The following is a 22,458-nucleotide window of genomic DNA, read 5'->3' as shown; positions in this document are numbered from 1 at the left end:
GAAATAAACAAAAAAAAGATCGACTTTCCGATTCGGAAAATCGATCTTTTTCCATCTACGCTGATGTTTTTCTTTCGTATTCGATAATCGTTCCATCGTGTAAAATGAGGAGTGGTGCTTTTTCCCCACGTACGGTCTCTGCTGTGATGATACACTTTTGCACATCTTCACGTGATGGCAATTCAAACATAACATCAAGCATAATGCCTTCAATAATCGAGCGTAAACCGCGCGCTCCTGTTTTTCGTTCAATCGCACGTTTAGCAATCTCACGAAGTGCCCCTTCTTCAAATTCAAGCTCAACATCGTCAAGCTCAAGCATTTTTTCATATTGCTTCACAAGGGCATTTTTCGGCTTGACTAAAATATCAACAAGCGCATCTTCATCGAGCGGTTGCAAGCTCGTAATGACCGGAAGACGTCCAACAAATTCTGGAATTAATCCGAATTTTAATAAGTCTTCTGGCAACACTTTCGACAACAAGTCCTTTTCTTCAACTTCCGCTTGTGCATCCGAACTAAATCCGATCACTTTTTTACCGAGACGGCGTTTAATAATTGGTTCTAAACCGTCAAACGCCCCACCACAAATGAATAAAATGTTTGTCGTGTCAATTTGAATGAATTCTTGGTGCGGATGCTTCCGTCCGCCTTGCGGTGGTACACTCGCAATCGTACCTTCTAAAATTTTTAATAACGCTTGTTGCACACCTTCACCCGATACGTCACGCGTAATGGAAGGGTTTTCTGATTTACGTGCAATTTTATCGATTTCATCGATATAAATAATTCCTTTTTCTGCCCGTTCAATATCGTAATCGGCCGCTTGAATGAGCTTTAATAAAATATTTTCTACGTCTTCACCGACATACCCTGCTTCGGTCAACGATGTTGCGTCCGCAATCGCAAACGGTACGTTTAAAATGCGCGCAAGCGTTTGAGCGAGCAACGTTTTTCCGCTTCCTGTCGGCCCGATCATTAAAATATTACTTTTCGCTAATTCGACATCGTCAATTTTACTGTTTGAATTAATGCGCTTGTAGTGATTGTATACTGCCACAGAAAGCGCTTTTTTCGCCTCGTCTTGTCCGATGACGTATTCATCTAAAATGTCGCGAATTTCCTTTGGTTTCGGTACATCTTTAAATTCTACTTCTTCTTCCGATCCAAGCTCCTCTTGCACAATTTCTGTACACAACTCAATACATTCATCGCATATGTATACACCTGGGCCAGCAACAAGCTTGCGCACTTGCTCTTGCGTTTTACCGCAAAACGAACATTTCAACTGCCCTTTTTCATCATTAAATTTAAACATGTTTTCACCCCTTATTCCTCTACGATCATATGTACATAAAAATGAAAAACGTTATGTATTCGTCATTTTATCATAAATCTTTGAAAGTATGCCAACAAAAATACAAATGTGTGTGAAAAGTTAGAAAACTTTTGTATGTTACTATATGTGGAAAGAACAAGGCACGTGAGGCACCTTGTTCTTTCTCTTTTCATTATGCAACAACTTTGCTGTTTTCAACAAGGAAATCGATTGCTTTGCGCATTTTTAAGTCTTCTTTTAAGCCATCTAATGTGCCTAGAAGCTCTTTTAACTTATCAACAGATAAGTTGTAAAGACTTGCCATTTCTTGCAATTCTTTTTCTACTTCTTCTTCTGTAACATCGATGTTTTCTGCTTTCACAATCGCTTCAAGCGTCAACGTTACACGAACGCGTTTTTCTGCTTCTTCTTTCATTTGTTCGCGAAGTGCTGCTTCATCTTGTCCAGAGAATTGATAGTATAAGTCAAGGTTTAATCCTTGCATTTGTAAACGTTGTTCAAACTCGCGAATCATGCGATCTGTTTCATTTTTCACCATCACTTCTGGAATGTCCATTTGTGCATTTTCTGTCGCCTTTTGAACAACCGCATCGCGAAGTGCTGCTTCTGCTTCTTCTTTTTTCTCGTTTGTTAAGCGCTCTTTAATTTTTTCTTTCAATGCATCTAATGTTTCGACTTCTTCATCTACGTCTTTGGCAAATTCGTCGTCAAGTGCTGGAAGTTGTTTTGTTTTAATTTCATGCAATTTAATTTTGAACACCGCTGGTTTACCAGCTAATTGCTCTGCATGATATTCTTCTGGGAATGTTACTTCAATATCTTTTTCTTCTCCAGCAGCCATGCCAATTAATTGTTCTTCAAATCCTGGGATAAATGTGCCTGAACCGATGACAAGTGAATAGTTTTCCGCTTTACCGCCTTCAAACGCTTCACCATCAACAAATCCTTCAAAATCGATGACGACTGTATCACCGTTTTCTACCGTTCCTTCTTCTTTCACAACAAGCTCAGCATGACGTTCTTGCAGGCGTTTTAATTCTTGCTCCACATCTTCATCTGTTACAGTATCGTCCAATTTTTCAACTTCAAGACCTTTATATTGGCCAAGTGTAACCTCTGGCTTCACAGTTACTTTTGCAGTGAAAATTAAGCTTTTTCCTTTTTCCATTTGCTCGACGTCGATTTCTGGACGATCAACTGGCTCAATACCTGTTTCTTCGACAGCTTTTGCGTATGCCTCTGGCAATAAAATATCTAACGCATCTGCGTATAATGACTCAACGCCGAAACGTTTTTCAAATAGAGAGCGAGGAATTTTCCCTTTACGAAATCCTGGAATTTGTACTTTTTTCACTACTTTTTTAAACGCTTCATCTAATCCTTCATTCACTTTTTCAGCGTCTACTTCTACTGTAAGAACGCCTTGGTTGCCTTCGAGTTTTTCCCATTTCGCCGACATGCTTCTTTCCCTCCAACTTCAAAAATAAAAATTCATGTAAATGAACTACATATATGTAGGCATACACGGTTTTATGTGTAATACAACCACTATATTATACCATACAATCATATACTTTCAACAGAGAGCCATAATTTTTCTACTTCATAAAGTTTGGAAACGAGCGGACTTGTCGATATCGTCTGTCCCGTTTCACATTGCTCGATATATGTGTATAGCGCATTCGCCCATTGTTGTACCGATTCTGTTGGGAGAAATGGATACATCACAAACATGTAACGAAGCCATATTTGTTTGCCCCATTCATACATTGTCGGATTTTGTTTCGCCCACGTTTGCTCGACAATATCAAGCACTTGTTCAATCCAATCGTTTTGTTTTTGCTCATCAAGCTCGGCTGGAACAACGGTCATCGTTTGACCAAATTTTTTTACGGTTATCAGCTCTGTCACTTGTTCTTTCTTTAATATGTGCAACATGGTCGTCTTTACAATCGGGTGTTTTGTTTCATCACACAAATAGCGAGCAAATATCGGAACAATGCGCAAAACGATGGGCGAATCTAATTGGTGAAGAATGCACAATTGTTTTGACCATTGTTCGCTTTCAAAAATGGCTTCATATTGTTTTGCTTGTTGTTCGTACTGTGAACGAATCATTTTTTCACTAAACTGTAAAAGCGGTAAAAATGAAGTGCAATCGATTCCTTTTCGTTGAATTTTGTGAATAACTGCAACCACCTCGTCGTATTGTTGTAAATGGACGAGCATCGAGATGTATACGGCCCAATCCCCGCTGCCGCGCTCTAACAGTTGTTCACATCTTTCTTTCGCTTCTTCGATCTGTCCCATTTCAAATAAACAAACAACAAGCGCCATTTGTACATCATCATCATGCCATTGAAGTTGTTCTAACTGCACGAAATACGTATACGCTTCTTTATATCGCTTTCCTTTTAACGCTTCCATCCCTTCTGCCAACAATCGCTCTTTTAAATAAGGATGTGGAACGATTTTTCGATTTTTCACATATACTCACCTTCGTTCACATTTGCCTTTCAGTTTAGCAATGTTTGCGAATAAATTCAACGAAAAACGCCCTCGACAAAATGTCAAGAGCGTGCTTTTTCGTAGGCGATAATATATGGTTCATACACGAACGTTAAATCAATTTCGTCCCAACCTTTTAAAAGGAGCTGTTTTCGATACGGATCGATGTCGAACGAGCTTGTAAACCCTTCATCGTCAAAAACGACTTGTTGTTCAAGCGAAATCGTTAGTTCGTAATCTGCCCGTTCCGCTTGTTTTAACAAATAAGCGACGTCTTCTTTTGGAAGTTTAATAGGAAGTAAACTATTTTTCAAACAGTTGTTGTAAAAAATATCAGCAAATGAAGGAGCAATAATGGCACGAAATCCGTAATCCGCAAGCGCCCAAGGAGCGTGTTCGCGCGATGAACCACATCCGAAATTTTCATTTGCGACTAAAATGGTCGCGCCTTCGTTTTCAGGACGGTTTAACTCAAAATGTGGGTTTGGTGTTCCGTCCGACAAATAACGCCAATCGTAAAAAAGAAATTGACCAAATCCGGTGCGTTCAATTCGTTTTAAAAATTGTTTCGGAATAATTTGATCCGTATCTATATTTGCTCGATCTAAGCCAGCCACTTTTCCTTTATGAACGACGAATGGTTCCAACTTTTTCCCTCCTATCTTACCACTTCTTTATACAATGTACGCACATCGACAAAATGCCCGTAAATCGCAGCCGCGGCTGCCATTGCTGGACTCACGAGATGCGTGCGCGCCCCTTTTCCTTGTCTCCCTTCGAAATTGCGGTTTGACGTTGAGGCGCAATGTTCCCCTGCTGGAACAGTATCTGGATTCATTCCAAGACACATGCTACAGCCGGAATCGCGCCATTCAAAGCCTGCGTCAATAAACGTTTGAGCAATTCCTTCTTCTTCTGCCTGCTTTTTTACTTGTTGTGAGCCCGGAACGACGAGCGCTCTGACGCCCGGTGCGACTTTTTTTCCTTTTACAATTTGCGCTGCTTCCCGTAAATCGCTTATGCGCGAGTTTGTGCATGATCCGATAAACACATGTTGCACCGCAATATCCGTCATTTTCGTTCCTGGCTTTAATCCCATATATTGCAACGCTAACTGTACAGCTTTTCTCTCTGTTTCTGTCGCAAATTCGTTCGGATCTGGAACAGTTCCATCGATCGGAGAGCTCATTGCTGGCGTTGTGCCCCATGTCACTGTTGGAGCAATTTCACTTCCATCAATATGAACGACACGATCATATACCGCTCCTTCATCTGTGCATAACTGCTTCCACTTTTCAACTGCCTGCTCAAACGCTTCTCCTTTCGGTGCATATTTTCTCTCTCTTAAATATGCAAACGTCACATCATCTGGGGCAATTAACCCAGCTCGTGCCCCTGCTTCAATCGACATATTGCAAATTGTCATCCGCTCTTCCATCGACATCCGACGAATAACATCGCCTGTAAACTCAAGCACGTAGCCTGTGCCAAAATCAACTCCAAACTTGCCAATGATCGCTAAAACGACGTCTTTTGCTGATACACCTGGTGCTAACGATCCCGTAACGTTCACTTGCATCGTCTTTGGACGATGTTGCCATAACGTTTGCGTCGCTAATACGTGTTCGACTTCGCTCGTTCCGATCCCGAACGCTAATGCCCCAAAAGCGCCATGTGTAGACGTATGGCTATCTCCACACACAATGGTTTTCCCAGGCTGTGTCAACCCGAGTTCTGGACCGATGACATGAACAATCCCTTGTTCTGGACTGTTTAAATCGGCAAGCGGAACGCCGAACTCACGACAGTTCCGCTCCAATGCTGTCATTTGATTTTTCGCCACTTCATCTTCAACAACGGACCGATTAATCGTTGGAACGTTATGATCCATCGTCGCAAATGTTAAATCTGGGCGACGCACTTTTCTTCCTTTTTGTCGCAATCCTTCAAACGCTTGCGGCGATGTCACTTCATGAACGAGATGTAAATCAATATATAATAAATCGGGTTTCCCATCTTCACGATAAACGACGTGTTCATCCCAAATTTTTTCAATAATCGTCTTTGGCGCCAATTCAACCCCTCCTACACATACACTTGCATAATTCGTTCAATAGCTACATCATCTAAAATGGCATCTTTTACTTTTTCGACCATTTCTGTCGTTGATAATACAAAATCTCCATGTTGAGCGATGTCTGCTGTACGATACCCAGCATTTAACACTTGTTTCACCGCTCGTTCGATGACATCCGCCTCTTCTGTCAGACCGAATGATAGACGAAGCATCATCGCTGCTGACAAAATCGTTGCAAGTGGATTCGCTTTGTTTTTTCCTGCAATATCTGGAGCCGAACCGTGAATCGGCTCATACAACGCTGGGCCGTCAACGGATAAGCTAGCCGATGGAAGCATGCCAAGTGAACCAGTTAACATCGATGCTTCATCGCTTAAAATATCACCGAACATATTTTCAGTTACGATGACATCAAACTGTTTTGGCGAGCGGACGAGCTGCATCGCAGCATTATCGACGAGCATATGTTCAAGTTGAACGTCTGGAAAACGTTTAGCCACTTGCTCGGCTACTTCTCGCCACATGCGGCTTGATTCTAACACGTTCGCTTTATCCACCGATGTTACTTTTTTCTTTCGTTTTTGCGCAAGCGTAAAAGCAAACGTAATAATCCGCTCGATTTCTGCGCGTTTATAAAACAACGTGTCAACAACCGCTTCTTCGCCTTTTTCAACGCGGCGTTCACTCGGTTTCCCGAAATATAAGCCTCCGGTTAACTCACGTACGATCACAAAATCTGCTCCTTCAATGACATGCGGTTTAAGCGGTGAAGACGCTGCTAAACTTTCATAAAACGTAACAGGACGAACATTAGCAAACAAATTCATTTCTTTCCGAATTTGCAATAATCCTTTTTCAGGACGAACGTGCGGCGGATTTTTGTCCCATTTCGGTCCTCCGACCGCACCGAGCAATACCGCATCGCTTTGTTTGCACATGTGAAGCGTTTGTTCTGGAAGCGGCGTTCCTTCACGGTCAATCGCTTCTCCACCAATCAAACCGTATGAGAACTGAAACGTATGACCGAAACGATCACTAATTGCTTGCAATACTTTTACCGCTCCTCTTGTCACTTCTTTTCCAATGCCATCCCCTGGTAACACAGCGATACGATACATAAAAATATCCCCCTTTGTTATTGCGCGGCAAGCGCTTGTTCTTCTTTCATCTTTTCAATAACAAACATGCGATTAACCGCATGAATATATGCTTTTGCTGATGCTTCTAGCACATCTTGTGCCGTTCCCCGACCGCTCGCTTCTTTCCTATCGAGCGATACTTTCACATATACTTGCGCTAACGCATCACGTCCACTCCCAACCGATTCAATGCGATAATCGAGCAACGTCACCGGTATTTGCAACGCTTTTTCTAAAGCGTTATACAGCGCTTCAACGCTACCAGCCCCTGTCGCTGCTTCTTGGATGTCGTTTCCTTCTCCATCTTTCAACACAACAACTGCCGTTGGGATTTGATTTGTTCCGTATTGCACTTGAATCGAACATAATTGATAAAAGTTTTTATACATGTCTAGCTTTTCATCTAAAATGAGTGCAATTAAATCATCATCGGTAATGTCTTTCTTTTTATCTGCTAAATCTTTAAAGCGAGCGAATAAACGGTTCACTTCTTCTTCTGTCAACGAATAACCAAGTTCTTGAATGCGCGTACGAAACGCATGGCGTCCGGAATGTTTTCCGAGTACCATTGAGTTTGATTGCACCCCAACGAGCTGTGGAGAAATAATTTCGTACGTTGTTTTCTCCTTTAACACACCATCTTGATGAATGCCCGATTCATGAGCAAAAGCGTTTTTTCCGACGATCGCCTTATTTGGCGGAACAATCATTCCTGTTAACTTGCTGACTAAACTGCTCGTGCGTTTAATTTCTTGCAAGTTCAAGCGCGTCTCTGCTTGATAGTAATCTTTTCGTATATAAAGCGCGACCGCCACCTCTTCAATGGCCGCATTGCCTGCTCGTTCCCCAATGCCGTTAATTGTTCCTTCAATTTGTGTCGCTCCTGCTTCAATGGCCGCAAGCGAGTTTGCGACCGCCATACCTAGATCATCATGGCAATGGGCAGATAAACTAATTTTTTCAATATTCCGAACATTTTTCTTTAAAAAAGAGAATATGTCACCATATTGTTTTGGAGTAATATAACCGACTGTATCTGGGATGTTAATGACGTTTGCCCCAGCTTCAATGACTTTCTCAACAATCGTCGCTAGAAACGGAAGATCGCTTCGACATGCATCTTCTGCTGACCATTGTACAATTGGAAAATATTTTTTCGCATAACGAACAGATTCGACAGCTGTTTCAACGACTTGTTCAGGTGTCATTCGCAATTTATATTGCATATGAATAGGTGACGTTGCAATAAATACGTGTAAACGTGGCTCTGCTCCGTCCTTTAACGCTTCCCATGCCGCATCAATATCGGATTGAACCGAGCGTGAAAGACCTGTGACTGAACAGTTACGAACCGTTTGTGCGATCGCTTGAACAGCTTGAAAATCACCTTTTGATGCGGCAGGAAATCCCGCCTCGATGATATCAACACCGAGGCGCTCTAGCTGCCGAGCAATTTCTAGCTTTTCATGCAAGTTTAAATTGACGCCAGCCGACTGCTCACCATCACGCAACGTCGTATCAAAAATGTTAATTTTTCGCACCGACCGTCACCACATCTTTCTGTTTAGCGTTGACAAACGGCATCATTTTTCGTAATTCGCGACCAACAACTTCAATTAAATGTTCGTTTTCCCGACGGTTGATCGCGTTAAACTCTGGACGATTCGCTTCGTTTTCTAAAATCCACCCTTTCGCAAACTTACCCGTTTGAATATCTTCAAGCACTTTTTTCATTTCCGCTTTTACTGCATCGTTAATGATGCGTGGCCCTGTCACAAAGTCGCCCCATTGTGCTGTATCAGAGATTGAATAACGCATGCCTGCCAAACCACCTTCATACATTAAATCAACGATCAACTTTAGCTCGTGTAAACATTCAAAATATGCAATTTCTGGTTGATATCCTGCTTCAACAAGCGTTTCAAATCCTGCTTTGACAAGGGCTGTTAATCCACCGCAAAGAACCGCTTGTTCACCAAATAAATCCGTTTCTGTTTCTTCTTTAAACGTTGTTTCAATCACACCTGCCCGAGCGGAACCGATCGCTTTCGCATACGCAAGTGCTGTTTCTTTTGCTTCACCAGTCACATCTTGATAAATGGCAATTAATGCCGGCACGCCAGCCCCTTCTGTATATGTGCGACGCACTAAATGCCCAGGACCCTTTGGTGCAACTAAAAAGACGTCAACGTCGCTTGGCGGAACGATTTGATTGAAGTGAATATTAAATCCGTGCGCAAACACGAGCGCATTGCCTGACTGTAAGTTTGGTGCAATTTCTTCTTTATATACCTTCGGTTGATGTTCATCTGGAAGTAAAATCATCACAACGTCAGCTTGTTTTGTCGCTTCACTGACAGGCAAGACGACAAAGCCATCTTGCTCTGCTTTTTCCCAAGACTTCCCTTTTCGCAGCCCGATAATCACCTCAACACCGCTATCACGTAAGTTTTGTGCATGCGCATGGCCTTGAGAACCGTATCCGATAATTGCTACTTTTTTCCCTTGAATGTAAGCTTCGTTTGCATCGCCATTGTAATATACTTTTACCATAATAAAATCCTCTCCTTTTAAATAATAAATAGTGATTTATTTGTTGATGATGCGCGTTGTGAACCGCGCGGAAACGCTGTTGTTCCTGTTCTTGCGACTTCCTTTAATCCGTATGGCTTTAATAAGTCGATAAGCGCGTCAATTTTTTCTGGTTCACCTGTCACTTGAACGACGAGACTATCGCGTGCTACATCGACAATCGCTGCACGAAACGGTTCAATGAGCGTATAAATTTCGCCGCGCGTCGCTGGGGTAACCGCCACTTTAATTAAAGCAAGCTCTCGAACAATAATCGCTTGATCTGTAATATCAACCACTTTTAATACGTCAATCTGTTTGTTCAGTTGTTTTGTAATTTGTTCGGCAATGCGTTCATCCTCTACATTGACGACAAACGTCATACGTGAAATGCCTTCTGATTCGGTATGACCAACTGTAATACTTTCAATGTTGTAATGTCGCTTTGTAAATAAACCTGTAATACGATTTAACACGCCCGGACGATTATTTACCGTCATTGTAATAATGCGCTTCACCATTTCACCCCCACCATCTCATGTAATCCTTTTCCAGGCGCAACCATCGGATATACGTTTTCACCTGGACAAACGTGAAAATCAAGTAAAACTGGCGCATTTGTTGCAAGCGCTTCTTTCAATACGTATTCCGCTTCTTCTTCGGTCGTTGCACGCATCGCTTTCATCCCATACGCTTCTGCTAAGCGAACGAAATCTGGTTGATTCGGAATGAGGGAATGAGAATATCGTTTTTCGTAAAAAATTTCTTGCCATTGACGAACCATACCGAGCGCCTGATTGTTGACAATGACAATTTTAATCGGCAAATTTAGCTCTTGAATGACAGATAGCTCTTGTAACGTCATTTGGAACCCACCGTCACCAACGATCGATACGACCGTTGCCTCTGGCTGTGCCAATTGCGCTCCGATTGCCGCTGGCAATCCAAATCCCATCGTTCCTAACCCACCGGATGTCACCCAGCGATGCGGCTGTTTAAATTTATAATATTGAGCCACCCACATTTGATGTTGACCAACATCCGTTGTGACAACGGCTTCACCGTTTGTATATTCATGAATCATTTCAATGAGCCGTTGCGGTTTTAATACACCTGGTTCACGTTTATACATAAGCGGATATTCCCGTTTCCATTCGTTCAACTGTTTAAGCCAATCCGATACATCTGGTCGTTTTCCATTTTGTTCAATAAGCTGAATAAGCGCTTCTTTCGCATCGCCAACAATTGGAATTTTTGTCGGTACATTTTTTCCGATTTCTGCTGGATCAATGTCAATATGGGCAACTGTCGCTTTCGGTGCAAAATGTGCTAAATTGCCAGTGACCCGATCATCAAATCGCGCGCCGACATTAATGAGCAAATCACATTCATACAGCGCCATGTTTGCTGTGTACGTCCCATGCATTCCAGCCATTCCAAGAAATAATGGATGATCAGCAGGAAATCCACCAAGCCCTAAGAGCGTGTGAATTACTGGAATATGTTGTTGTTCAGCGTATTGTTTTAACTGTTCATGAGCATTCGCATGAAGAACACCTGCTCCGGCTAAAATGACCGGTCGTTTCGCTTGACTGACCGCCTCGACAAGTTTGCGAATTTGTAAATGATTCGGTTTTGTAGTTGGCTGATAACCTGGCAACTGCACATCTTGTTCATAGTCAAACTCTGCTTCTGCGACAGCCATATCTTTCGGAATATCGATTAATACAGGTCCCGGACGTCCAGTCGTTGCGATATGAAACGCTTCTTTAATGATTTTTGGCAGCTCGTGTACATCACGTACTTGGTAACTATGTTTTGTAATTGGCATGGTAATGCCGAGCACATCCGCTTCTTGAAAGGCATCCGAACCGATGACGCTTGATGCGACTTGCCCTGTGAAAACGACGAGCGGAATGGAGTCCATCATCGCATCCGTTAAACCTGTCACAATATTTGTCGCACCCGGTCCCGATGTCGCAATAACGACACCTGGTTTTCCAGAGATGCGCGCATATCCTTCCGCCGCATGAATCGCACCTTGTTCGTGACGCGTGAGCACGTGAAACACACCCGACTCATACAATTTGTCGTAAATTGGTAATACAGCTCCTCCTGGATAACCGAAAATCACCTTCACATTCTCTGCCTTGAGCGCCTCGATCAACATAAGTGCTCCACATAACGTTTGTTTTTTTGCCACTCTTTCTTTCACTTTCATATTCGCTGCCATTTTTTCACCCCTAAAAGAAATGTGAAATAAGAAAAGCCTTCTCACCCCTCCATCAGTCCGTGCGGACCAAAGGGGCGAAAAGGCTTGCATCCTTCCCGCGGTACCACCCTTCTTCGTGGCAAAGCCACCTCAGGAGCGCGCGACGATCGTCGCATCGCTCGTTTTAATAACGAGTGACGTGCACCCGTCCGTCCCTACTAGAGTCGATCGTTCAGGACGGCGCTCCGAGGGGAGTTCACAAACGGAGACATCACCGGTTTTCAGCTACCCCGGCTCTCTGTGGATGCCTAACCCGTCAGCTACTTATCCTCTTCAACGCTTTTTCTTTATTGATTTGTTACCCAGCATTGACATTTTGTGAAGCATATACTTTTACACCTTCAGAAACAACACGTTTGCGAAATTCTTCTAACAGTCGTTTCGTATGTTCGCCTGGCACTCCGTCACCGATAACACGACCATCGACCTTAACGACCGCAATCACTTCTGCTGCGGTTCCCGTTAAAAACACTTCATCTGCTGTGTACACATCATGACGAGTAAACGGCTCTTCTTTGACGACATAGCCGAGATCTTTAGCGATGTCGATAATCGCATCGCGCGTAATGCCTTCAAGCGCCCCGACATATCCTGGTGGTGTATATAACACGCCATTTTTAACGATGAACACGTTGTCAGCTGACCCTTCAGCAACATATCCTTGGTCATTGAGCATGAGCGCTTCGCTGACGTTTGCTAAGTGTGCTTCAATTCGGACTAATACGTTATTTAAGTAGTTTAAAGATTTTACTTTTGGGCTTAATACATCTGGACGATTCCGTCTTGTTGCTACGGTAATTACTTCAATGCCTGTTTCATACAAATGTTTTGGGAAGATCGCTAACGGTTCAACGATAACGACAACTTGTGGCTTCGGACATTTGTACGGATCGAGTCCAAGGTCGCCAACACCACGCGACACAATGACACGAATATACGCATCTTCAAAGCCGTTTTTTTGCACAGTCTCGACGATAATATTTGTTAATTCTTCTTTTGTGTAGGGAATGTTTAACAAAATGGATTTCGCTGAATTGTATAAGCGGTCAATATGCTCTTTCATACGAAACACATTACCGCTATATACTCGAATTCCTTCAAACACCCCATCCCCATAAAGAAAACCGTGATCGTATACAGAGATTTTTGCATTTTCTTTTGTCACAAATTCATCGTTTAGAAAAATCCACTGTTCACTCAATGCTTTTCCCCTCTTCCCCTGTTCGCCGTCTCTTGCCTCTTCTGTTGATTACGACTTTTGTTAGATTTATTTGAAAATTATCATACGCTCATTTACGAGAACAGTCAATACTATTTCATTGAATTTTTTGATTATTTAGATTAGTTAAAACGTTATGTATACGCTTACATAATTGATATATCAAGGAAAAGAAAGGATATAAAAAATTTGAACATTTTTTGACTAAACAAAAAAATCCCCTTGCCTATGCAAGAGGATCTTTAGCGTCCCAGGAGAGATTCGAACTCCCGACCGACGGCTTAGAAGGCTTTGTCGTCCCGCACTCAGCTTGCTTATTCATGATGCAGCTCGTGCGGTACGCTGATGTTTATTCGATGAAGCTCAATCAGACGTGCTCTATCCAGCTGAGCATGTAAAATAAAAATCCCCTTGCCCATGCAAGAGGATCTTTAGCGTCCCAGGAGAGATTCGAACTCCCGACCGACGGCTTAGAAGGCCGTTGCTCTATCCAGCTGAGCTACTGGGACATATATAGACATATCACAAACATATCATCGTGGTTTGGACAATTGTTATTGTAATGATGTTTATGAAAAAAGTCAATAGGGGCGATGGAATTTTCTTGCCCCTATTTTGTTGTATATGTCGTTGTTAAATCATGGAGCGGTTTGCCGTCGATATTGTAAAAATGTACGGTTGTAGTTGCTTCGTCTATATGAAGTATGGCATATGTTTTTTCGCGACGCAGGCGCGGTAAATAAACGCTTCCTGGATTGATGAAAAGAACATCATCGATTTGTTCACATCCTGCAATGTGCGAGTGACCAAAGCAAACGATGCGTGCCCCGACTTCTTTCGCTTTATAATATAAATTCATGAGCGTCATTTTGACGTTGTACAAATGACCATGTGTAATGAAAAAGCGAACGCCGTTTACTTCTTCAACAAGATCGGTTGGAAAACGACGTTCGTTGTCGCAATTTCCTCGCACAACAAGCATACCTTGCAACGCTTCGTGGTTGCTTGTTAACTCAGAATCACCGCAATGAATGATTGCATCAACATGTTGTTTGTGGCGTGAAACGATCGTCTGTAATTCTTTGGTTAATCCGTGGCTATCGCTTACAATTAATACGTTCACGACTCATTCTCCTTTTCAAACAGCTTGTCCCATATATGTAAAAGATGTTGTAGCGCTTTTGCCCGATGGCTAATTTCATTTTTCTCTTCTTTCGTTAATTGGGCCATTGTTCGTTGTTTTTCAGGAACAAAAAAAATCGGATCGTACCCAAAACCGTTTTCACCAACTGGTTCTTCTGTTATATATCCTTCACATACGCCATCTACTGTCGTCACATCTCCGTTTGGTTTGGCAACAGCGAGCGTACAATGAAAACGGGCGGTTCGTTGTTCAAAAGGCACACCTTGTAACTTTGTAAGCACTTTTTCGATGTTTGCTTGATCATTTTTTCCTTCGCCGGCGTAGCGAGCCGAGTATACGCCCGGCTCGCCGTTTAACGCGTCAACGATTAATCCTGAGTCATCTGCAATGACCGTTTCATGGAGCATATTCGCAATCGTCGTTGCTTTTAATATCGCGTTTTCTGCAAACGTCGTTCCCGTTTCTTCAACATCTGGTATGTCATCATAGGCAAGGAGGGAGAGCACGTCGATCCCTTTTTTTGAAAACAATTGCTGAAATTCTGCTACTTTCCCTTTGTTTTTGGTGGCAATGATTATTCGTTTCATTTCGCTTCTTCCCCTTCCGAACCATGTTGCATAATTTGTTCCGCAAGAGAACCGAGTGCCTCTTTTTGCCGAGCGATAAGTTCGTGAATACCTTTTTCAGCAACGGTTAATAAATCGAGCAGTTGCTCATATGAAAACGTCGCTTCTTCCCCTGTTCCTTGAATTTCGACAAAACGTCCCGATCCCGTCATTACAATATTCATATCGACTTGTGCTTTTGAATCTTCAATATAGTTTAAATCCAAAATAATACCATGTTCTTCATCAATTCCGACAGATGTGGCGGCTAAAAAATCTGTAATCGGTAGTGCCGGTATTTTTTTATCTTCAACCATTTTTCCGAGCGCCAATGTCATAGCGACGAACGCCCCTGTAATTGACGCTGTGCGCGTTCCACCGTCCGCTTGAATGACATCACAATCGATCCAAATGGTTTTCTCACCTAACTTTTGCAAATCAACAACAGAACGAAGCGCACGACCGATTAATCGTTGAATTTCCATCGTTCTTCCTGATAACTTTCCTTTACTTGCTTCGCGAATATTTCGTTGTTCAGTCGCACGTGGAATCATCGCATACTCCGCAGTAATCCATCCTTTCCCCCCTCCACGCATAAACGGTGGGACTTTATCTTCGATGCTTGCTGTACAAATCACTTTCGTATCACCAATCGAAATAAGCACAGACCCTTCCGGATGTTTTAAATAGTTCGGTTCAATATGTACAGGACGAAGTTCGTCATTTGTTCTACCATCTACTCTCACACAAAATCCTCCTCAATATATGTTCACGAAATAAGAGGCAGGGATGCTGCCTCTCGACGATGAATCTTTATATAGTATAGCAAAAAATTGGTTTCAAAAACTACCCGTGTTCACATTTTGCGGTCTTGTGACAGGTTCTGATAGCGGTTTTCCGCTCTCATCTACCAATTCTGCTTTTCCGTTTACTGTAATCGCGACGCTCTCTACCCCTGGCTGTTCTGTTAAAGATAAAACTAAACAATTAAGCACATGTGTCGACACAACATTTTTCTCCACACTACCATAAATCGCTTCGTTAAAGTTTAACGTTACTTTTCCATTCTCATATTTTGGTGCTTCTAACAATTTCGCCTCTGCTTGAAAATCGCTTAACAAGCCCGAACCGTAACTCGGTCCTTTAATTAGTTCATTTACGACTGCAGCTAATTCATCTTGTTCGCTATTCGGTACACGGCGTGTTACTGGGACATAATATGTTTGTTTCCCATCTTGCGCTAAAAAGTAAACGATAACAGGATGTGTGTTCGTAATATCCACAACACCGTTCGTTTCAATGTTAATTCCATCATCTCTGCTTAACTCGTTGCTAATTGGTGTTCCGTTAACCGGCATCACATTTTGATCATGTCCGTTCATGCGAATTTTCACACGTTTCACATTATCAAATTGCGTTACCGTCCATGTAATTGCTTGTAAAATACGTTTTTCGTCTTCTGGTCGATAGTTCGCAAACTCTTTAGAAAAATCAATGACAAGTGTGCCATCTTGTTTTAAATTGACACTTAACACTTGTGTGTCAGCTGGGAGAACCGCACGAAATCCGTTCGGCAATAGTTCAGAAATCGGACCGTTTTCTACTAAATATTCAAGTACTTGCTTTGCGGCTGCATTTGTTTTTGGTAAGGCAAACGTTTGTGGGACGACGAAGCCATTTTTATCAATTAAATACAATTCACGTTGCACCGTTTCTGTCGCTGTTTCCTTTTCTGCTACTTCTTTTTCTTGCAATGCTTGTTCATCTTCTACATATGTTACATCTTTTGGTGGATCAATTTCTTTCGTGGCTTTTTCACCTCCGAACAGCCCACATCCTGAAAGAATAAATATAAACATTGTGGCAATAACCCATACGCGACGCATGGACTCCCCTCCTCATACGGTTTGTACTACTATGTATACGAGCCGTCCAAAAAAATAGAACAAAAAAATCCTTCGGCGAATGCGAAGGATTTTAAGATAATTGAATCGTTTCGACATGTTCAATCGGGTGACCGAACCATTTCGAAGCAATTTGTTGGAACGTTTCTTTCGATCCAGTCGTGAAAAATATATGCTCGCGGCGCTTATTCCCCGTATAAAGCAAACCGCTATGATGTAAAATTGTACTCACTTCACGCGCTGTTTCATCGCCAGAACAAATGAGCTTCACGTGCTCGCCCATATATTGTTGAATGAGTGGGCTTAAAAGTGGATAGTGCGTACACCCTAAAATAAGCGTATCAATTGGTCGGTCTTTTAATGGTTCAAGAGATTCAGCAACAATTTGCTTTGCTTCTTCTCCTTCAAATTGTCCGCTTTCCACTAAAGGAACAAACTTTGGACAAGCTAAACTTTCTACTTTCACATCGCTATTGATCGATTTTAATGCTTGCTCATAAGCACCACTTTTCACCGTTCCAACCGTGCCGATAACACCGATATGATAGTTTTTTGTAATTTTCAATGCGGTGCGTGCACCAGGATGAACGACACCGATCACAGGAATGTTGAGCGTATCACGAATTTCTTCTAAAGCGACAGCTGTGGCAGTATTACATGCAATGACGAGCATTTTTATATCATATCCAAGTAAATAGTTCGTCATTTCCCACGTAAACTGCCGAATTTCTTTTCGTGACCTCGGTCCGTATGGACAACGTGCTGTATCTCCTAAATATACGATTTGTTCTTTTGGTAGCTGGCGCATAATTTCCTTTGCGACCGTTAATCCACCAACACCTGAATCAATTACTCCAATAGGTCTTTCCAATGTATTCGCCTCATTCTTTGTTGATGTATGACAAAACATTTTTCATTATATCATACATCAAATCAATAGAGAACCGGCTGCCTAAAACGAAAAGGCGAGCCGGTTCTCTCTATAGTTCAAGTTCCCCCATTCGAAGCAATTCAACAACAGCTTGTGAGCGCCCCTTTACTCCAAGCTTTTGCATCGCATTCGAAATGTGGTTGCGAACTGTTTTTTCGCTAATGAAGAGCTCACTAGCAATCTCTTTCGTCGTCTTGTCTTGGAGCAACAGTTCGAATACTTCCCTTTCTCTTTTTGTGAGCAGCGGCTTCTGATTCAAGTGAATAACCCTCCTTGCTTTTACCAGACCGAAACGGATGGGTATATATTTAGTCAACATATCGTATGCAAGAAGGGCGTGAACGGTTACATGTTTTCTATTAATCGCGCACGAGCGTTTTCGTCCCATGCGACCCCTTTTCCTGTCGTTTTAGACATTTGCACCATCGTTCCCCGACCTGTAAATGCAATCGCTCCATTTTGTTTTTTTCCTACATAATGTAAATCAACAGAAGAGTTGCCGATATGTGCAACTTTTACACCGATTTGTAACTGTTCACCGAAATATACTTGTTGTAAAAAATCGCATTGTAGATTAGCAACGACTGGGATCGCATCGTGTTCTTTTCCTAACCAGTCATTCATAAAACCGAGATGTTCGAAAAATGCGATGCGCGCTTCTTCAAAATATACAAAAGGTACCGTGTTGTTCAAATGACCAAACATATCCGTTTCTGAAAAACGAACGCGCACCGGATGAAAAAAAGAAAAACGTTGTTCCCATTCTTTTATGTCATCAATATAAGATACTTTCAATTTCCCTCTCCCCCTCTATAAAGCAATCTAGCATCATAGATGAAACGTAAGGCCGACTCTTGAAGAGCCGACCTTTTTGTTACACTTCATCGCTACCGAAGAAATTGCGGAACATTTGAATCGTTGCTGCGCGGTTCAATGCCGCAATCGATGTTGTAAGCGGGATGCCTTTCGGACAAGATTGCACACAGTTTTGTGAATTTCCGCAATTCGCTAATCCACCATCACCCATAATCGCTTCAAGACGCTCTGCTTTATGCATCGCTCCTGTTGGATGTGCATTAAATAAACGTACTTGCGATAGCGGCGCTGGACCGATAAAGTTTGACTTACTATTGACGTTTGGACAAGCTTCTAAACATACCCCGCACGTCATACATTTTGATAGCTCATATGCCCATTGTCGTTTACGCTCTGGCATGCGCGGTCCCGGACCTAAATCGTACGTTCCATCGATTGGGATCCATGCTTTCACTTTTTTCAACGAATCAAACATGCGACTACGATCCACTTGTAAGTCACGAATGACAGGGAATGTGCGCATCGGCTCTAAACGAATCGGTTGCTCGAGCTGATCGATCAGTGCGGTACACGATTGGCGTGGCTTGCCGTTAATGACCATTGAACAAGCGCCACACACTTCTTCCAAACAGTTCATTTCCCAAGCAACAGGCGTCGTTTTTTCCCCTTTCGCATTGACCGGATTGCGCCGAATTTCCATGAGCGCCGAAATGATGTTCATATTCGGACGATACGGAATGACAAACTCTTCTTCATAAGGGGCTGTATCCGGACGGTCTTGTCTTGTGACGATAATCCGAATCGTTTTATTTTCGCTCATGATTTCACTTCCCCTTTCTTTTTCGTGTAATCGCGTTTGCGTGGCTTAATAAGCGATGTATCCACTTCACGATAATGGAACGATGGACCATCCGGTGTAAAGCTTGCCATCGTTGTTTTTAACCATTCTTCGTCGTTTCGCTCAGGAAACTCTGGCTTATAATGCGCTCCACGGCTTTCGTTACGGTTGTAAGCACCAAGCGTAATGACGCGAGCAAGTTGCAACATGTTGTAAAGTTGGCGTGTAAACGACGCACCTTGGTTGCTCCATTTCGCTGTGTCGTTAATGTTAATATTTTTATAACGCTCAAGTAATTCTTGAATTTTCTCATCCGTCTTTAATAATTTATCGTTATAACGAACGACTGTGACGTTATCCGTCATCCATTCACCAAGCTCTTTATGCAAAACATAGGCGTTTTCTGTACCATCCATCGCCATAATTTGCGCCCATTTTTCTTCTTCTTGTTTTAAATAGCGGTCGTATAGGGAAGAAGGCATCGCATCGGCAGATTTCTCAAGTCCTTTCATATATTCAACAGCTTTTGGACCTGCTACCATTCCGCCGTAAATCGCAGATAATAACGAGTTCGCACCGAGACGGTTTGCACCGTGCATCGAGAAGTCGCACTCACCCGCTGCAAACAACCCTTTAATGTTTGTCATTTGATCGTAGTCCACCCATAATCCACCCATTGAGTAGTGAACAGCTGGGAAGATCTTCATCGGCACTTTTCTTGGGTCTTCACCCATAAACTTTTCATAAATTTCAATAATGCCGCCTAACTTAATATCCAGCTCTTTCGGATCTTTGTGCGACAAATCTAAATAAACCATGTTTTCGCCGTTAATGCCGAGCTTTAAGTCTACGCAAACATGGAAAATTTCACGCGTTGCAATATCGCGCGGAACAAGGTTTCCGTAAGCCGGATATTTTTCCTCTAAGAAATACCAAGGCTTTCCGTCTTTATACGTCCAAACTCGTCCACCTTCTCCGCGTGCTGATTCACTCATTAAGCGGAGTTTATCATCGCCTGGAATGGCTGTCGGGTGAATTTGAATAAATTCTCCGTTTGCATAATACGCACCTTGTTGATAGACGATCGATGCTGCTGATCCTGTGTTAATGATAGAGTTTGTTGATTTTCCGAAAATGATCCCCGGACCACCTGTGGCCATGATGACAGCATCAGCCGGGAATGCTTTAATCTCCATTGTTGTTAAGTTTTGCGCGACAATTCCGCGACATACTTGTTCGTCATCTAAAACAGCACCTAAAAATTCCCAACCTTCATATTTTGTCACAAGTCCAGCGACTTCGTGACGGCGCACTTGTTCATCAAGCGCGTAAAGAAGCTGTTGGCCTGTTGTCGCTCCTGCGTATGCAGTACGGTGATGTTGTGTTCCACCAAAGCGACGGAAATCAAGCAATCCCTCCGGCGTACGGTTGAACATGACGCCCATGCGATCAAGCAAATGAATAATTCCCGGAGCAGCTTCACACATCGCTTTTACCGGAGGTTGGTCAGCTAAAAAGTCTCCTCCGTACACTGTATCATCGAAATGCTCCCACGGAGAATCTCCTTCTCCCTTTGTGTTAACTGCACCGTTAATGCCACCTTGTGCACAAACAGAGTGAGATCGCTTCACCGGAACTAACGAAAACAAATCTACTTTTACGCCTGCTTCGGCAATCTTAATCGTTGCCATTAAGCCGGCAAGACCTCCACCAACAACAATAATTTTTCCTTTACTCATGTCTCCTCACTCCTCCTTGTGGATTAAACGAATGCTAAAATCGCGCGTATACCAACGATCGAAAGCGCGACAAAAATCCCCATTGTCACGTATGTAGAAATTTGTTGTGAACGAGGAGTTACTGTAATTCCCCAGCTAACAAAAAACGACCATAGCCCGTTCGCAAAGTGAAACACCGCCGAAACGATTCCAACAATATAAAATGCAAGCATAAACGGGTTTGCAACGATGTTCGCCATCATGTCATAGTTTACTTCTGCACCAAACGCAGCTTGAACGCGCGTCTCCCATACGTGCCAGACGACGAAAATGAGCGTAATAATCCCCGTTAAGCGTTGTAACATAAACATCCAGTTACGGAAATACCCGTATCGACTTACATTATTTTGCGCTGTAAACGCAATGTACAGTCCGTAGATGGCATGGAACAATAGCGGAAGAAAAATAACGAAAATTTCTAAAAAATACCGAAACGGTAGCTGCTCCATAAAAGCTGCCGCCTTGTTAAATGCATCTGCTCCTCTTGTTGCAAAATGGTTAACAACTAGATGCTGCGTTAAAAACAGCCCGACTGGAATAACTCCAAGCAATGAATGGAGTCGACGATAAAAAAACTCGCGATTTTGTGCCATACATAACCCCCCTTAAATTTGTCATCTTCCTTTTCTATGTGCTCCCATCCACATCTACTAGACTATGACCAACAGAAGTGTAAACACTTCCATTTCCATTGGTCATTGTCACATTCATTGTACTCCCAGAATGTAGGAGCGTCAAGAAAAGGTGTTCACGAAATGTTCAATCATTTCAAAATTTAAAATAACTACACTTCTAGTGAAGTCCGAAATGAGAGAAAAGTCAATACTATTTTTCACATTGTTGTTCGTTATAATGAAAAATAGAGAGGGGATTTGATCGTGAGCGGATACGAACAATGGAAACAAACGAGCATTTCTGCTTTTAACGACTTTTTATTTCGGCAAGAACTACTACCAAATTTATTTGGAAAAGAAACTCCATTTATTTTATATTGGGCAGGAAAAGATTTAGCGAGAAAATACCCACTAGCTACAATCGACGATGTCATTTCTTTTTTCGAACAAGCTGGTTGGGGAAACTTATCGGTACTTGAAGAGAAAAAAGATGAATGTGAACTTCAATTAGAAGGGCCGCTTGTTGCGATGCGGTTCGATTATGGTGGGGAGTGCACGTTTCAACTTGAAGCAGGCTTTCTAGCCCGACAGTTTGAGCAACAAAAAGGATATGTCACAGAAGCGTTTGAACAGCAAAAGCGGCGCGCCAAAACCGTTTTGTTCACAGTCAAATGGGATCGAAAAGATGAAGCTGACCGATGAT

The 22,458-nt window shown here is 42.5% G+C and carries 22 protein-coding genes, 1 tRNA gene and 1 other annotated feature; of the genes, 1 reads left to right on the top strand and 22 read right to left on the bottom strand.

The annotated features are described in order from the left end of the window. Positions 1 to 55: 55 nt before the first annotated feature. The 22 genes from clpX to BO219_RS01390 all read right to left on the bottom strand — a co-directional run bounded on the left by clpX (position 56) and on the right by BO219_RS01390 (position 21,734). The gene (gene clpX, locus BO219_RS01495) at positions 56 to 1,318 is read right to left on the bottom strand and encodes an ATP-dependent protease ATP-binding subunit ClpX (protein WP_077427964.1); all 1,263 of its coding nucleotides are present in this window, start codon (positions 1,316 to 1,318) and stop codon (positions 56 to 58) included. A 193-nt stretch (positions 1,319 to 1,511) separates the two neighbouring features. Beyond that, positions 1,512 to 2,798, bottom strand: a complete 1,287-nt coding sequence (gene tig, locus BO219_RS01490; RefSeq protein ID WP_077427962.1) for a trigger factor — start codon at positions 2,796 to 2,798, stop codon at positions 1,512 to 1,514. A gap of 107 nt (positions 2,799 to 2,905) precedes the next feature. After that, entirely contained in the window at positions 2,906 to 3,826 is a 921-nt protein-coding gene (locus BO219_RS01485) for a DUF3196 family protein (protein ID WP_077427961.1), read from the bottom strand. Between the two features lie 83 nt (positions 3,827 to 3,909). Continuing rightward, entirely contained in the window at positions 3,910 to 4,494 is a 585-nt protein-coding gene (leuD, locus tag BO219_RS01480) for a 3-isopropylmalate dehydratase small subunit (RefSeq protein ID WP_006320363.1), read from the bottom strand. An 11-nt stretch (positions 4,495 to 4,505) separates the two neighbouring features. Continuing rightward, the gene (gene leuC / locus BO219_RS01475; RefSeq protein WP_077427959.1) at positions 4,506 to 5,921 is read right to left on the bottom strand and encodes a 3-isopropylmalate dehydratase large subunit; all 1,416 of its coding nucleotides are present in this window, start codon (positions 5,919 to 5,921) and stop codon (positions 4,506 to 4,508) included. A gap of 11 nt (positions 5,922 to 5,932) precedes the next feature. Then, positions 5,933 to 7,042 (bottom strand): 3-isopropylmalate dehydrogenase, encoded by a 1,110-nt coding sequence (leuB, locus tag BO219_RS01470; protein WP_006320361.1) that lies wholly within the window; start codon positions 7,040 to 7,042, stop codon positions 5,933 to 5,935. Positions 7,043 to 7,059: 17 nt separating this feature from the next. Beyond that, a complete protein-coding gene (locus tag BO219_RS01465; RefSeq protein WP_077427957.1) occupies positions 7,060 to 8,604 on the bottom strand; it encodes a 2-isopropylmalate synthase in 1,545 nt (514 codons plus the stop codon). After that, a complete protein-coding gene (ilvC, locus tag BO219_RS01460; RefSeq protein ID WP_077427955.1) occupies positions 8,591 to 9,616 on the bottom strand; it encodes a ketol-acid reductoisomerase in 1,026 nt (341 codons plus the stop codon). Before ilvC ends, BO219_RS01465 begins: the two co-directional genes overlap by 14 nt. A 17-nt stretch (positions 9,617 to 9,633) precedes the next feature. Continuing rightward, positions 9,634 to 10,152 (bottom strand): acetolactate synthase small subunit, encoded by a 519-nt coding sequence (ilvN, locus tag BO219_RS01455; protein WP_041639265.1) that lies wholly within the window; start codon positions 10,150 to 10,152, stop codon positions 9,634 to 9,636. Next, the gene (gene ilvB / locus BO219_RS01450) at positions 10,149 to 11,867 is read right to left on the bottom strand and encodes an acetolactate synthase large subunit (protein WP_077427953.1); all 1,719 of its coding nucleotides are present in this window, start codon (positions 11,865 to 11,867) and stop codon (positions 10,149 to 10,151) included. Before ilvB ends, ilvN begins: the two co-directional genes overlap by 4 nt. 67 nt (positions 11,868 to 11,934) lie before the next feature. Next, positions 11,935 to 12,192, bottom strand: a binding site (T-box leader). Positions 12,193 to 12,204: 12 nt separating this feature from the next. Beyond that, positions 12,205 to 13,107, bottom strand: coding sequence for a branched-chain-amino-acid transaminase (gene ilvE, locus BO219_RS01445; protein ID WP_004889176.1), 903 nt, complete (start codon positions 13,105 to 13,107; stop codon positions 12,205 to 12,207). Between the two features lie 453 nt (positions 13,108 to 13,560). After that, positions 13,561 to 13,634: transfer RNA gene (locus BO219_RS01440), tRNA-Arg, on the bottom strand. A gap of 101 nt (positions 13,635 to 13,735) precedes the next feature. Continuing rightward, on the bottom strand, positions 13,736 to 14,248 hold the full coding sequence (locus BO219_RS01435) for a metallophosphoesterase family protein (protein WP_077427951.1): 513 nt from the start codon (positions 14,246 to 14,248) through the stop codon (positions 13,736 to 13,738). Further along, entirely contained in the window at positions 14,245 to 14,856 is a 612-nt protein-coding gene (locus BO219_RS01430; protein ID WP_006320345.1) for an XTP/dITP diphosphatase, read from the bottom strand. Before BO219_RS01430 ends, BO219_RS01435 begins: the two co-directional genes overlap by 4 nt. Further along, entirely contained in the window at positions 14,853 to 15,620 is a 768-nt protein-coding gene (gene rph, locus BO219_RS01425; RefSeq protein WP_006320344.1) for a ribonuclease PH, read from the bottom strand. Before rph ends, BO219_RS01430 begins: the two co-directional genes overlap by 4 nt. 93 nt (positions 15,621 to 15,713) lie before the next feature. Then, on the bottom strand, positions 15,714 to 16,760 hold the full coding sequence (locus BO219_RS01420; RefSeq protein WP_077427949.1) for a GerMN domain-containing protein: 1,047 nt from the start codon (positions 16,758 to 16,760) through the stop codon (positions 15,714 to 15,716). A gap of 91 nt (positions 16,761 to 16,851) precedes the next feature. Beyond that, positions 16,852 to 17,649 carry a glutamate racemase gene (gene racE / locus BO219_RS01415; RefSeq protein ID WP_077427947.1) on the bottom strand — a complete coding sequence of 266 codons (798 nt, stop codon included), beginning with the start codon at positions 17,647 to 17,649 and terminating at the stop codon, positions 16,852 to 16,854. 109 nt (positions 17,650 to 17,758) lie between these two features. Then, a complete protein-coding gene (locus BO219_RS01410) occupies positions 17,759 to 17,974 on the bottom strand; it encodes a helix-turn-helix domain-containing protein (protein ID WP_032100525.1) in 216 nt (71 codons plus the stop codon). An 80-nt stretch (positions 17,975 to 18,054) separates the two neighbouring features. Then, entirely contained in the window at positions 18,055 to 18,504 is a 450-nt protein-coding gene (locus BO219_RS01405; RefSeq protein WP_004889165.1) for an acyl-CoA thioesterase, read from the bottom strand. 79 nt (positions 18,505 to 18,583) lie between these two features. Next, positions 18,584 to 19,345 carry a succinate dehydrogenase iron-sulfur subunit gene (gene sdhB / locus BO219_RS01400; RefSeq protein WP_003396476.1) on the bottom strand — a complete coding sequence of 254 codons (762 nt, stop codon included), beginning with the start codon at positions 19,343 to 19,345 and terminating at the stop codon, positions 18,584 to 18,586. Further along, complete coding sequence (gene sdhA, locus BO219_RS01395) at positions 19,342 to 21,102, bottom strand: succinate dehydrogenase flavoprotein subunit (RefSeq protein ID WP_004889163.1); 1,761 nt, start codon at positions 21,100 to 21,102, stop codon at positions 19,342 to 19,344. Before sdhA ends, sdhB begins: the two co-directional genes overlap by 4 nt. Positions 21,103 to 21,125: 23 nt before the next feature. After that, complete coding sequence (locus BO219_RS01390; RefSeq protein ID WP_006320322.1) at positions 21,126 to 21,734, bottom strand: succinate dehydrogenase cytochrome b558 subunit; 609 nt, start codon at positions 21,732 to 21,734, stop codon at positions 21,126 to 21,128. 285 nt (positions 21,735 to 22,019) lie between these two features. Here BO219_RS01390 and BO219_RS01385 point away from each other — a divergent pair, with 285 nt between their 5' ends. Beyond that, on the top strand, positions 22,020 to 22,457 hold the full coding sequence (locus tag BO219_RS01385) for a YslB family protein (protein ID WP_077427945.1): 438 nt from the start codon (positions 22,020 to 22,022) through the stop codon (positions 22,455 to 22,457). The last annotated feature ends 1 nt before the right edge of the window (position 22,458 follow it).

The organism is Anoxybacillus kestanbolensis, from assembly GCF_001996285.1.
Lineage (GTDB): Bacteria > Bacillota > Bacilli > Bacillales > Anoxybacillaceae > Anoxybacillus > Anoxybacillus kestanbolensis_A.
This window is presented reverse-complemented; position numbering and strand designations above follow the sequence as displayed.

Excerpts from the sequence above, each read along its gene's own strand:
- sdhA (WP_004889163.1), bottom strand. The coding sequence starts at position 21,102 with ATGAGTAAAGGAAAAATTATTGTTGTTGGTGGAGGTCTTGCCGGCTTA.
- BO219_RS01430 (WP_006320345.1), bottom strand. The coding sequence starts at position 14,856 with ATGAAACGAATAATCATTGCCACCAAAAACAAAGGGAAAGTAGCAGAA.
- leuB (WP_006320361.1), bottom strand. The coding sequence starts at position 7,042 with ATGTATCGTATCGCTGTGTTACCAGGGGATGGCATTGGAAAAGAAGTG.
- ilvC (WP_077427955.1), bottom strand. The coding sequence starts at position 9,616 with ATGGTAAAAGTATATTACAATGGCGATGCAAACGAAGCTTACATTCAA.
- ilvB (WP_077427953.1), bottom strand. The coding sequence starts at position 11,867 with ATGGCAGCGAATATGAAAGTGAAAGAAAGAGTGGCAAAAAAACAAACG.
- BO219_RS01390 (WP_006320322.1), bottom strand. The coding sequence starts at position 21,734 with ATGGCACAAAATCGCGAGTTTTTTTATCGTCGACTCCATTCATTGCTT.
- clpX (WP_077427964.1), bottom strand. The coding sequence starts at position 1,318 with ATGTTTAAATTTAATGATGAAAAAGGGCAGTTGAAATGTTCGTTTTGC.
- sdhB (WP_003396476.1), bottom strand. The coding sequence starts at position 19,345 with ATGAGCGAAAATAAAACGATTCGGATTATCGTCACAAGACAAGACCGT.
- BO219_RS01420 (WP_077427949.1), bottom strand. The coding sequence starts at position 16,760 with ATGCGTCGCGTATGGGTTATTGCCACAATGTTTATATTTATTCTTTCA.
- tig (WP_077427962.1), bottom strand. The coding sequence starts at position 2,798 with ATGTCGGCGAAATGGGAAAAACTCGAAGGCAACCAAGGCGTTCTTACA.